This window comes from Schlesneria paludicola DSM 18645 (genome assembly GCF_000255655.1).
GTDB lineage: Bacteria > Planctomycetota > Planctomycetia > Planctomycetales > Planctomycetaceae > Schlesneria > Schlesneria paludicola.
The window spans coordinates 1893104-1905718 of the sequence record NZ_JH636434.1 but is presented as its reverse complement, the minus strand read 5'-3'; the positions used below and the strand labels follow the sequence as shown (position 1 = coordinate 1905718).

At 52.5% G+C, this 12615-nt stretch carries 4 protein-coding genes and 1 pseudogene; 1 reads left to right on the top strand and 4 read right to left on the bottom strand.

Features of this window, described 5'->3' with window-relative positions; genetic code table 11:
* Window positions 1-36: 36 nt before the first annotated feature.
* The 4 genes and pseudogenes from OSO_RS51895 to OSO_RS0109340 all read right to left on the bottom strand — a co-directional run bounded on the left by OSO_RS51895 (window position 37) and on the right by OSO_RS0109340 (window position 10562).
* Window positions 37-1239: pseudogene (locus OSO_RS51895) on the bottom strand (IS701 family transposase).
* Between the two features lie 168 nt (window positions 1240-1407).
* On the bottom strand, window positions 1408-1872 hold the full coding sequence (locus OSO_RS0109350) for an SMI1/KNR4 family protein (protein WP_010583137.1): 465 nt from the start codon (window positions 1870-1872) through the stop codon (window positions 1408-1410).
* Between the two features lie 26 nt (window positions 1873-1898).
* On the bottom strand, window positions 1899-7934 hold the full coding sequence (locus OSO_RS0109345; RefSeq protein WP_157605111.1) for an HNH endonuclease: 6036 nt from the start codon (window positions 7932-7934) through the stop codon (window positions 1899-1901).
* A 672-nt stretch (window positions 7935-8606) separates the two neighbouring features.
* Window positions 8607-10562, bottom strand: coding sequence for a PA14 domain-containing protein (locus tag OSO_RS0109340; protein WP_029246822.1), 1956 nt, complete (start codon window positions 10560-10562; stop codon window positions 8607-8609).
* A 725-nt stretch (window positions 10563-11287) separates the two neighbouring features.
* On the opposite strand from OSO_RS0109340, the gene OSO_RS0109335 reads away from it, so the two are divergent.
* Window positions 11288-12496, top strand: a complete 1209-nt coding sequence (locus OSO_RS0109335; RefSeq protein ID WP_029246821.1) for a type II secretion system F family protein — start codon at window positions 11288-11290, stop codon at window positions 12494-12496.
* Window positions 12497-12615: the final 119 nt, after the last annotated feature.

Sequence of the window (12615 nt, the reverse complement as noted above, 5' to 3'; positions counted from 1 at the left end):
AACGCATCACTCGAGGCCAAGGCGATTGGCTAGATCTTACCTTGTACGAAACTCGCATTCGCTACGCTCCTCCGGCTTCTGCTGGCGCACCCTGACCCCTTTGTTTTCCTCATAGTCCGCAAGTCCCGCCTGCCCTTTTGCTCGCTCGAAACACTCTTCGATTCGGTGCTCTGCTCTGGCGACGCGACAGAATTCATGAAGCGAGGTTTCGCGGGATGCATTACTCAAGTAGTAGTCGGTCTTGGTCACCTTGCTGTCGCGATCTTCGGAACGAATCACGATCAGCGTTTCATCCGCTTCGTTCTCGCGGCCTCGTTTGCTGGAAGCGGCGCAATGCGAGATTGCCTCAACGATGGTCGGCCCTTTTTCCCCATCACCGACATCGATTCGAATCCACTTTTCTTTCGATTGTTTTCGCTGCCAGCGGTCCGCTCTCCAGTGTGGCGGCTTCGGCGGTCGTCCGTTGCCGCAGTAAGTCGGATCAGCCGACTCGAGATCGCGGATCAGCGTGTTGCTGGGAACAGCCAGCAGATACTGTTCACCACGCTCACGTAAAGCCCTACGAAAATCGCTAGACCTACCCATTTCATCATCGCCGGTGATCCACTGGTGAGGCAGCCGTGCCCGGTGTCGATCGAGCATTGCGAGGCACAGTTCGTGTCGCGTCTGGTGACACCAGCGCGCCTTGGGAACTCGCGCCGATTTGAGGCACCAGCGGTCTTTGGTCCATTCCTTGGGGAGGAAAAATTCGCCATTAACAAGGGCATGTCCCTTGCTTGTCACATAGGCCATGTACACACCGACCTGGCAATTGTCGGTCTTTCCCAAGCGGCCGCACCACTACCTGGCGACACCCACCGATTGAGCGCCTTTCTTGGGGAACGCGGAGGGATCAAACACGATGACACCCTCCACTTCTCCCAACTGCTCGCCGATCTGTTCCGCCAGTGTCTTCCGCAGGGCCGCGTCGTCCCAACGGACTTCGCCAACAAAATGTTGAATCACTTTCCGATCCAACCCAAAAAGGTAGGCCATGGACTCATTGTTCTTGCGCTCCAGACCAGAACACAGACCTTGAATCGCCTGCAGAGCATGACCTCGCTGTTCACGCCGCCGGAAGCTCACCAAATACGGAACAAGAAAAGCGTCAAGCCGATCAAACGTCCGCGAAAAGAGGTTCGCGGAAATCTGGCACTCCGCTTCAAGCTCGATGCGGCACAGCCGAAATCGTTCTTCCATGACATTCCCTCCCCGAGTGACTCAGCCACAACGGTTTATCAGCAATATCTTGGTATCATTCACCTTCCAAAAACAAGACCGACCTGGGACAGTCGAACTAGGATGTATTGCGCCCAGACAGTGCCATTCACCACTAATACTGCATTATTGATTCTTCCACCTATCTATTCACAGAGTGGTTAACATCGAAAGAAACTCGGTAAAAGAATTTGCGACAGTATACACATTTCGGTAATCAGGAACTTGTCCATCAGATGCTTCTTCTTCGTGATCCCAAAAAAACACTTTTCCTCGATTAGGGCCATGCGTCGAAATGCACACTAAGTTACCACCGGGATCAAGTGCAATAGGCACAAGCTCTGTAGGCATACGTGGTTCATCACCCTTGAATTGCTCGAAATACTCTTCAAAATTAGAGTATTCCCCATCATAAATTGATAGGAACCAATCTACACACGAATCCGTGTATGGTCCGTCCCCGTATTTGAACTCACTAGGCTCAGGCCACCCACCATTGTGGGTAAGCATGAATTGGCGATAGTCTTCAGGCAAGTCGATTTTCAACCGCTTTTCAACTGCAGAAAGCTTTTTTTTGGACAGCTGTGGCTTACTGTCATTGATTTTAACTGACATTCCTATTCTCTCACATGAGTCAACTTCTACTTGTAACCTCTTTGTCCAAACTTCTCGGTAAATACCGACACGCCACCATTGTGTTTCACAGCACCGTGTAAATCCGTTGGCACAAGTTGCATCATACCATATCCATATTCGTCAACATCCTCGTGATGATGCCACGTCCACCCCTCTGGCGTCCTTTTGAATCCCGCCGCTTCGTTTGCTGCCCTATAGTCACCATTTCGCGTCCCACTATACTTTATTCGAACATCTTTCTTCGAATATGGCGTAAAATTTGGAAAACCTCCCGAAGTAAAATCGACGCCTTTGGGATACTTCTTTTTTAACGCTTTGCTGAGATTGTCGAAATATTTTTTCCCTGCATATTCACTATTTATCGGCAAATTTCCTTTGATTCTTCGCACACCACTGCAGACCTTAGGAGCAATTTTCTGCCGACCCCACCAGCCAAAAGTGCCTCTTGCAGCTGCCGCAGGAACCGGTTGAATGGCATGTACTTCGACGCCAACTCGTTTCCATGCAACGGCTTCAGGAAGCCCCTCCTCCACAGTTGACAGTTTATTGCCAGCACTACCTATCTGGCCGTTTGTGCGAACGTGCCGGGGAAGGCCGAGAGCTATCGTGTCCGCTTCTGGATTTTCTCCGTAAGGATCAACTAATCCAATAGGATCATTCGCGCAGTAGGCCGTAAGATTCATTCCGGCCGCAAATTCAAATGAATCTCGCTCGCACCAGACCCCAAGAGGCGAATTATAGTAACGGTTGCGGACTTGATTGAGGCCTGTGGAGATATCGTATCGATATCCTGCCAGCTGTGTTTCCCAATTGAAGGAGCTTGATGGCCGTAATCCGAAGCTAGGGCCCAGGGAGATCGGCACGCCGTAGCTAGAGTAAGCATATCGCTCCTGAGTAACTCCCGCCCCGTCTACAATCGCAGTTACATTCCGGTTCGCGTCGTGAAGCGAATACAGTCTTTCGACTCCTCGATCACGGACAATGAGATCGTCAATGTGCCGATCCCCCCACACAAACTGCCTATCTGCCGTCGTTGCGCTGCCGACTCGCTCTTCCACGCACCTCCAATCGTCAGTGTAGTATGCGTGTCGTGTCTCAGATAAGGTGCCGCTGGAGTAGCTCAGCGTGACCACACGGAAATTGCGTCCATCGTACTGGTTCTGCTGAACGGTTTGGCTGGTTGACGTATCCACCAATTTGACAAGTCGATTCCAAGCATCATATGTCGCAGTGTAGCCCGCTGCGGGAGCAGATGGCTTGGGAATCGTGGTCATATTTCCCGCGGCGTCGTAGGCGGGAGTTGCCCAGGTCGCCCCGACGGATTCAGAGATTGATGCAATTTCATTTGCGGAGTTCGCTGTCCGAGTCTGATTGAGGGTTGCCGTGCCTGACGCTTTGGTCAAATAATTTGGCCAATTCCCCAGTGCATCCAGTGTAAATGCTTCTTCTGTAGCCGGCGTGCCAGAGATTGTCGAACCTGAAAGCGTTCCCACTTTCGTTGTGCTCAGGCGGTGGAGACCGTCATACGTGTAGGCCTCGTCTTTCGTGTTTGTGGCGTAAATCGAGGAATCGATGTCCTTGTAAACTCGATTGCTCGCGTAGTCGTAGCCGTAACGGAATCGATCAGCATCGGGAGTTGATCCTGAACCCTTCCAATAGTGATCGACCACACGACCGAAGCGATCACGCCCTTTGTACGTACCAACCGTACCTTGGAAGTAATCGAGCTTTAGAGAAGGCTCCGATAACGTCACGCCGGCAAGCGTCGAGCCTGCACCGTTGTACTCATACTGAACGAAAGTCGTTCCGAGAGTGTTCGTCTCATGAATCGTTCGAACCTGATTTAGAACGTCGTAGGGATTCCCCGCAGGGCCAAAGTCGTGATAGATAATCCGCCCGTTGGGATAGGTGATCCATTGACGACGATATTGCTTATTGAAGACAGAACCTGCCGTGTTATTGTTGTTGACGTACTGCACTTTGGGGGTTGTGGATGTATTGACGGCGCCGCTGTGCGACTGGTACGTCACCGCGATCTGATCCATTTCATCGGGGACGAACTGAACCTCGTTGACGATGGAGCCAGTCCCCGCAGTGCTCGCGTAGCTTGTGAGTTTCTGAATACGACGCAAGCTATCGTATGTGTGGCCAATGGAGCGAACACTCCCGTCGACTCCCGAGCCCAAAGTCGAAACGGACTGCATCGAAAGCAGACGAGTACTCGCGTACGAATATCCAATTACGGCACCGCGCTGGTCCGTTCGCTGATTAAGACTTCCATCGACGTTGTAGGCCAATTTGACTTGATCGCTGCCGGACGACGTCGTATCAGTGGAGTCTGGATAGATGGAATTCGTCGTTCGATCAGCACTGACCGCGTCTTCATACAAGTAGGTTGTGACCTGATTATCCGACAGATTTCCATCCGCGTTGGGATCCATAGCAACTAACTGCTTGAGGCGCTTTGGACCATCGTAAATCCATTTTGTGACCTGATCCTTGGAAGAATCAGTTGGATCTCCAGTACCTGACTCTGTCGACGCATTGAAGTCATTGAAATTGGAAGCGACATACGTTGCGCGGCCCAAGCGATCGACAAAACGCTTAGTCGTAACCCCGGCAGGATCGACGGTGGTTTCAGGTATGCCCGAATCAGCGTTGTATGATCTCCGCGAGATGAGCGAAGTATTGCTTGAAGCTGTCGGCTCCGTCGAAGGTCGGCTTGGTTTCGAAGCATATTTCCATTGTCCCGCCCCAGATGTCGCGTCCCCAGACCCAAAATCTGCCGACGTTGTGAACCTTCCAACCGTATCGAACCACCGAAACTCCGTCTGACGAACGTAGTCATTGTTGTTCGTGAGGTTGATCCCCTTAGACGAACCTGCCAGATCGTCGTGGTTGTCCTCTAAACTATTGACTTCCGATGCGTTTCCATTGGCATCAAGGCTTTGGTGATAAAGCGTTAGGACGCCTGAGTCCCCGCCACTCATTGAGTTCAAGGATGGCTTGGGGGCTGGCGCGTTGTAGTTGAACGCAGCTGATGTGTATGGCGTTGATTTTAGAGCAACAACGGTTCGTTGCTGATACGCACGCCCAGCACCATCGTAGGCGATTTCGGTTCCCTTGGCGTACTCGATGCCAGTCGCGACGAGCTGATCATTTCGGTCGAAGTAATTTTTGCGAGACAGGTAGTTGGTGCCAGCTCCTGTCGTCGCTGCGATTTTGAACTTCTTCGCCTGGTAAACGCGACCAAGATCATCGTAGAGCGTGTCGACTTGGGTTCTTCTATTCGTCGCTGTCGAGGAGGCGTACGCGCTGTATCCGTCACCCGTCAACACAGTAGACCATGTCGGCGCAGTATTAAAAATTGAGGCCGTGGTCGTCCGTCCTAGCCAATCGACATCTTTGACCGAATAAGGGCCGATCGGTGTTTCAGTAGAACTGCTGACATAGAACGGCTCAATACCCCGCAGATCGCCTCGATACGTCCTGAAATAATTCGTACCGGTGTAATCGGTACTTCCCGTACCGAAGAACTCCCGCCCTTTGGTGACGTGCCCATCACCGACCCCGCCTCCGTCGTAGACAACCTGGCTTCTGGTTCGCAACGTTGGATAGACGTCATAGTTGTCCGTCATGTCATGGCTATTGGCAGCGGAATCACCGCTGACACCGGTATTCACTTGTGTGACACGATCTAATGTGTCGTAAACCAGTTGCGTAACCTGCTCCACCCGATTCCCTGAAGCCGATCCTTTGATCACATCAATACCGTACTGCAACCGTCCGAGAGAGTCGTATTGGACGATGCTCCGGTAATAATCGGAACCCAATGTCCCGCTACCTGAAGAGGGGATCGTCGCATAGCGATCGACAGACGAAAGCCGCCCCACTGGGTCATATGACGTTCGCGTCCAAGAGACATAGTCGCTTTGCGAAGGGACTGTCGAAAAACTAATTGGAACCCCAGATGACGTGGAAATTGTCGAAAAAGGAATCCGCAAGCGAACCTTGTCTGTCACCAGACCGCTGCTATTGAACTGGGTCACTCGGATCGGAAGTTCACTCTTATTGGTCGAGCTATTCCAATACGGGAATTGAACCGTTTGGGTGTTGGAATAGGCTACGAAATGAAACGCCCCACTGGCATCAATGACTTGTGTCGAGCGACCTTGCGCGTCGTAGTACCGTTTATTGGCCAACGCCAATGGGCTCGGTAGCGAACCACTTCGACTTGGAGCGTTCGTATTTGCACCGCCGAACGTGACCGCATCCCAATTTCCCGTCGATCCGCTGGTGATGTCGCTTCCCGGAGACGCTGGATCCACATCGGTCGCGGAGTATGCCAATCGTCCGGTCTTCGGGTTGTAGCTGTAGTAGTCAATGTAACCTTCACCATCCTGAGTCCATCGAAGTCGCCCCAGGTTGTCGAAATACTCCCTCGTTGTTGTCGCAACGCCAGAGCCATTCTGCGACGCCGAAATCGTGGGCCAGGTTGTCGTCCTCGTCTTGAGTTGCTGATGTGCAGTGTCATAGAACGTATAGCTATAGGACCGTTGCTTGCCGGCAGATCGCGAGGTTGTCTGAGTCGGGTAGTCATAACGAGCCGTGATGAGATTGGGATTCGTCGTGTCTCCAAAATCATACGCGGCAACATAGTATGGAGTGCCCGCCGATCCATTCTGCACGAAAGAATCCGTTCTCTGCCCATTCGTATTGAACGAATGCGTTCGAATCAGTCCTGACGTCGAATTGAGTGTACTCGTGTCATTCGCCCAACTCGTGCCATCGTATGGATGCAAAAACGTTCTCAAGTTGGACGCCGTCGTAACGACAGTGTGCGCACTTGGGTATCGATGTGAACCCGTCAAGTAGGTGGAACGTGTCGTACTATCAGTCATCGTCCAAGATTCGCACCAGTATTTTGGTGAGCTGACGGGATTTTCAATGAACACTTTTCGCAGCAATCGTCCCGTGAACTCAAGCCCGTAAATTGTACGATACTTGGCGACGCCACTCGAATCTTGTGTGTCTTCGATGACGATATGATTGACACCGTTCGCAGCCCCCTGACTGACTCGCGAGGTATAGAAATATTGTTTCTTGAGGGACCCTGTGGAATTGCATGATCCGCAACCACGAATGGTTTCACTTGCAACGTAGTTGTATTCGCTATATTCACCACCGCCGTAGGTCGCGTTGAGATCTTCGCCAGTTGCAAACGGAGTATTGATCGAGGAGGTCGATACGTTGGCGGTGTAGTATGTGAAACTTCGATTCGCAAATGTATTGACTTTCGGTGTTCCGGAGAGATCCGAAAGCGTCATCACGCTTTCGGGAGTGCTGAGCGATAGCGCCGTCATCATTCGTTGAATGTCGGCATGTTCGAATACGGCCTTCAGCAAGCTACCGGGGCTGTAGCGATACTGTGTGTATCGAATAATTGACAGTGTCCCCGCTGGATCCGACGTCGCTTTCCTGGCAACCTTGACCTGCACCAGATCGTTAGTGGTCCCGAGGTCGGTCGAACGACCGACGACATCATGGTAGTACGTGTAGTCGACCTGCTGTAACAGATTGCCTGCAGTGAGTGCGTCTTTTACCTGAACGCGTACCAGCAGCGAGGGATTACTCACGTGGTAGGTAAACTCGACAGAATAGTCCTGTCCTGCCGAAGTTGTGATTTGCTGAAGCGTTCCGTTGGAATTGTAAGTATAAGTTGTCGCGGCCAATCCGCGATCGGTCAGTTGAAGTGTCGACTGCTCGAGGATTTTCCCAGTCGAGTCGAACACGTATCTCACGTTTTTTAGCTTGTCTGTGATGACATAGCTGGAGCCCGCCGCGGTGAGCCTGAGCGTACTATCCGGCAGTTGGGGAGCCGCGGTATCCCAACTGCGTTGGGAAGTCGCGTTGACGATTAAAGAGACCATCGATCCGCCTGATGGCGCAGGATGAATATTCAACCGTAGGTCATTTGCGGTGGAAAGCCATCGGTTTCCCAAGCACGTGAAGCCCTCGACGTTGCTCGAGTAGCTTCGCATCAACGCCCAATTCATCCCCGCAGCCGACAGATGCAGATCGGTGGCCTTTTCGATCGCAGATCCAAAACGCAAAAAGATCGGGTCGCTTGTCGTGTACGGTGCCGTAATTGGGTCCGAGCACTGATCGAGCTCCTCCCCCTCTGGTGTGTCACCTCCAGGGGTGTCGTCCGGTTCCCCAGTGACTTCATCGCCTGAAGGGAGGGGGTCACAGTCAGACTCAGACGAATTTGAGTCATCAGAACCGCTGGAGTCCCCGACAGGATCCTGATTAGAGTTTCCACCTGACTGGCACCTGCCGCCAGGTGGAGGGTTTGAAGAAGGGTTCGGCCCCGGTACTGTGGCATAAGAGACTGACGGAACCAACAAGAGTTCTACTGGCAGAATCAGTGCTGGGATCATCCATAGTACGAGGTTGACATGGAGGATTTGATGAATTGGATGAGCGATTCGCATACCGCGAATGTGAGAAATAAAGGCTCGCATTATTGTCTCGATTCTTTCCAAGAGAGAGGGCATCTCAATGCGCCCCGGAGGGGCCGCGAATGAAGCGTCCTGAAGATCGCCAAGTCGCGACGACCTCAATGGTGGCCAATCAATTTCTAACGCTAGGGAACGATCGGCTTATGTATTGCTGCCCAGAGGAAAATGGCTTGATAACGCCATCGTTTCGAATCAGCGGGAGCTTTGGCTCGCCTTACTGATCAACTCTTCATAACGCTGAGCTGTCGCTGTATCACCTTTGGCTGCCGCCAGATCGCGTCTCTGCTTGAGCACGCTGAGATAGGCTTTTTGGGCTTCCAAACTCTGATTCAGAGCCGATTCTGATCGCAAATTCGTCAGTCGGATCACTTGTGCGATTGCTACTGATAGCTTCGCCTGCTCCTCGACAGGTAGCGATTTTGACGTCTTGGTTAGCAAATCTTGAGCGGCCTGAGTCTGTCCGCCCCAAACGAGCCGGGCCGCAATTTCCAATGTGGCTCGAGAAATCGTCGCCGGTGATTTCGCGGCCTTGAGCGCTTGCTCCAAATAGACCTGTCCGTCGAGAGCTCGAGTACTCCGATAGGTGTTCCAACTCAAGTCGAGATTCTGCGGCATGTATCGGATCTCTTCAGCATAGGCACGGGCAATCAGCCAATTGACACGCGTGTCACCTACCAAACTCGAATCCGACAATCGCGTATCGAGGAATGCAGTCCATTCTTCAAGCTTCTGCCGACCCAAGTAGGAGGAGGCGAGTGCATACGCGACAGGTAAAGAGCAGCGCCCGTCGGGCAATTGTAAGTATTCGTTTTGCAATCGCGCTGCGTGATGTGGCAACTGCAATGTCGTCAGCATCGCCATTCCGGCGAGCTGAGACCGGGTATCCGCGTCAAATTCGGAACCATCTCCAAACTTGCACATCAAATCCGCATGTCGTTGTGCCCAGACACCGAAAACATCAAGTGCCGTTTCGGGTGCCCCAGCTCGGTGTGCTTGGTAGAAATCGACCGCAAGCTTGACGCTGACCGTATCGAGCAACTGCGGAGTCTGCAGCAAGAGCTCGTGAAATGCCTTTCGGCGCTCCGTGGACAGTCCACAAGATGTATCGTCAGGCTCCTTAAAGAATGGGTGCATCTTGAATTGCGAATCCAGCAATGACTGGAGATAGGCGGGGGATGTCAGTGTGGCCCACATCACATCTGAAAGCTTGCTCGCTGTCGCCGTGTTCACCGCCAGCTTGATCGGCGAGTGGACCCAGGCAAAGTCGATGTTGGCGTCGACTCGTTTCAAAACCCTGGGCTGCCCATCCGCCTGCCATGAATAGGTCGCCGCAAGCCCCGGCTCTCCAGTCGTGGGTAGAGTCAGTGATGAAGAAGGGAGAACGACTTGTGGCCCTCCGTCTCGGCTCCATGAGACGATTGCATGAAGGATGGAGTCTGGCACCTCGGCGACATTTGCAGTCGCGGTCACTCGAAACGCGACTGGACGCCCCGCTACTAACTGCACAGGAGATGAGGAGCTTGTCCACGCTCCGCCCCCAGCCACACCACTGGACGACTCTTCGGTTGGCGAGGAATCAAGTTTTTTTTGCCCGCCAACGGAAATTGTCATCGCGAATTTGATCGGCTGATCTGGATTGCTAGAGTTTACGTTGATGGGGCTGATTGAAAACACATGTGCGCCAGACTGACTTGCCGTGACGAAGCCATTCCATTCCACCGAGAATGGTCCATTGATCAGGTGCAATTCCTCAAAGCATTGCCGCACCATATCGTGCTGCAACTCCATAGGTGGGATCTGGTCGGGCTTTCCCCCCGCAGAAACCCAGCGTCTTAACTCTGCAATCCGTGGCGGCGCATCGACCTTCAGTCGATACAGCATCCAGCACTTGGCCCACACTTCCTCAAACGGCTGGCCCGTCCAATCATCGTTCCGAGCCAAAATTGTCGAACGAGTCCTTGCAACCTCTTCTGGCGAAAGGCGAAATCTCGTCAGCCAATGAAGCATCTCGAGCGTCTGGTACGAGATTGTCGCACCGGAAAGGTCGGTCGCCAAGAACAGCGATTTTCCTCGTTGCACTGCGGCTTCATTCTCATCGACGGATAGCAAATTGATCGCATCTTGCTCGCGGAGTGAGCGAATTGCCAATGCAAAATCTATTGGCGAAGACTCTTGCCAACCAACGGGAAGCTTTAATTGCGCATCTGCAATGGCTGATAAGCTAAGCGAAACACACAAAGACATCATGACACAATGCGATAGCGCAAGGACACGACTGCGCATAGAGACCCCTCCGTGGTTGCGTGTGCTGCAAAAAGAATCACACGCAAGTGCGCGCGAAAATGCGCAGGCAAGTTACACTAACTTGAATACCAACAGCTTGATTGGTGAGCAGTTAAGAGACGATTAACTGCAATCGAAAAAGGATGCCACACTCACATCGATACGATTAGTGAGTAGAAGCATATTCTGCGATTGCGTCGACAACGATGTTGTGCGACCCTCGAGATCGTAGTAAAAAAAACATGCCTGTCAATTCTGTAATGCGCATTTTGCAGATTGCCGCAGTTCGAGTGTTTCATTTCATGAGATGAGCGTTGAAGTAGTGAATTTCTCAGCACATTCTTAACGCCAGCGGCTGGAGAGGTGGTGATCATTTGGGCACGCATCCCGCGACTTGTTTGCGAATTTGAGTTGGCCATTGCTGGTCGAATGATCTAAAAGCCGGCATACAGAACACGTGTTGAAAATGGCAACTCAACGGGCCACTGCAGAATGCTGCCCTAGTGATTGGTGGGTACAGTTTGCATGCACCGACTGTATGGCTGCCATTGAAGCAACACTCGATGCGTTCGATTGATATCAGGAGTTTCATGCCAAGTTTTTACTACCAAGCCTTGGATGCGAAATCCACCGATCGTTCAGGGACCGTTGTGGCTGAGTCTGGACGAGATGCGCGCGTGCAACTTCGACTGCGCGGCCTCACAATCCTTTCAATTCACGAACAGCGGATGCGATCATCACGGAGTGTCATTAAGCTCCTCCGCCCCCGAGCTCGAAGTGCAGGGCAGGTTGCGTCCGCGATCCGCGATCTCGCGACCCTTCTGAGTACCGGCATCGGCCTAGTTGATGCCCTCGATACCATCTGCTTGCAGTACACTGGTCGATTTCGGTTGGCGCTTCAGACGCTACGGGAGCGGGTGGCAGGAGGAAGCAATCTCTCTGAGGCAATGCAACTCGATCCTGAGGTGTTTGATGAGTTGACTGTCCAGATGGTGAGGGTCGGAGAGAACGCAGGAACTTTAGATACAGTGCTGGACCGTTTGGCGGATTTCCGCGAGCGGTATCTGCAGTTTAAGGATCGCGTGACGACCGCGTTGATTTATCCGGCCATCATTGTCCTGCTGGCATTCAGTGTTTCGATCTTTCTCATGACCGTCGTACTACCGATGTTGCTCGAGAATCTCGTTGCTTCGGGGCGACCACTCCCCTGGCCTACTCGAGTCTTAAAAATGTTAAGCGAAACATTGACGGTCCATGGCTGGTGGCTAGGTGCGCTTGCCGCAGCGATCGTCTTCGGGGGCGTCGTATTCATCAACACGCCAAGAGGAAAGCGAATTTGGCATCGACTTTTCTTTTCGCTGCCAATATTGGGACCGCTGGCCAAGAAACAGGAAATCGCGCGCGCGGCGATTATTATCTCCACTTTGATGGAGAATGGAATTGTCTTCGTTGATGCAATTGAAACAGCTTCGCGGACGGCCAAAAACGTGCTTCTTAAGGATGCCTTAGACGCCATTCGGTTGCGGGTTCAGTCAGGGGGGGACATCGGAGTCGCCCTGACTGCAACCGGAATTTTTCCACCACTCGTCATCCAGATCTTCACAGTGGGCCAGCAGACAGGGGAGTTGGAGCGGATGCTCAATCGCCTGGCGAGCGGCTACGAAGCCCAGGTTGCCAGCGCGACCTCGCGCCTGACAGCGGCACTCGAGCCGATATTGATCGTGGTATTGGCAGTTGTTGTGGGGTTCATACTTTTTGCAACAATCCTGCCGATCCTTGAAGCGGGAAATGTTCTCTGATGTGAGTTGTTCAATCTCGAATCCACCTTCTCGAACTGTTAGAAACCGGTAAGATGCGCACCGAGGATCGCAGTTGGAGTATTTTCGAACGGAGTCTATGATGCGACCGGCGCGAAGGC

Bases quoted from the DNA above. Each gene is read 5' to 3' on its own strand.
- OSO_RS0109350 (WP_010583137.1), bottom strand. From the start codon at position 1,872: ATGTCAGTTAAAATCAATGACAGTAAGCCACAGCTGTCCAAAAAAAAG.
- OSO_RS0109345 (WP_157605111.1), bottom strand. From the start codon at position 7,934: ATGCGAAGCTACTCGAGCAACGTCGAGGGCTTCACGTGCTTGGGAAAC.
- OSO_RS0109335 (WP_029246821.1), top strand. From the start codon at position 11,288: ATGCCAAGTTTTTACTACCAAGCCTTGGATGCGAAATCCACCGATCGT.